Here is a 412-nt window from a genome sequence, read left to right on the forward strand (position 1 = left end):
AAGAGCCCTATCCGCAGCATAATCGGCGCAGGAAATTCAATAAATCAAAAACCTGATATAACTCAAAACAAAAATATAAACTTCTAAAATGCCGTGACCTTTTTCTTCAATTCATCCGGAATTTCTCTTAAAAATTGCGATGGCGGATTAAACGATGTCTTCCCGAATTGCATCCTTTGCCTAGCATTAGTTAAAAATAATTTTTCTTTCGCGCGAGTAATCCCAACATAGCATAATCTGCGTTCCTCATCCATCTGCTCGGTATCCAAAAGCGAGCGATACGAAGGGAATATATTTTCTTCCATTCCTGCAATAAACACAACAGGAAACTCTAGCCCTTTTGCAGAATGCAACGTCATAAGCGTGACTTTGTCATCACTAGACAACTCGTCTGTATCCATATACAAAGCAA

At 38.8% G+C, this 412-nt stretch carries 1 protein-coding gene; it reads right to left on the reverse strand.

Annotation, left to right across the window (positions count from 1 at the left end; genetic code table 11):
- Positions 1–83: 83 nt before the first annotated feature.
- The coding region (locus ACYVTD_RS17260) for a 3'-5' exonuclease (protein WP_461248864.1) at positions 84–412 on the reverse strand (329 nt) is incomplete at its 5' end.

The sequence above is a fragment of the Treponema sp. R6D11 genome, assembly GCF_054786075.1.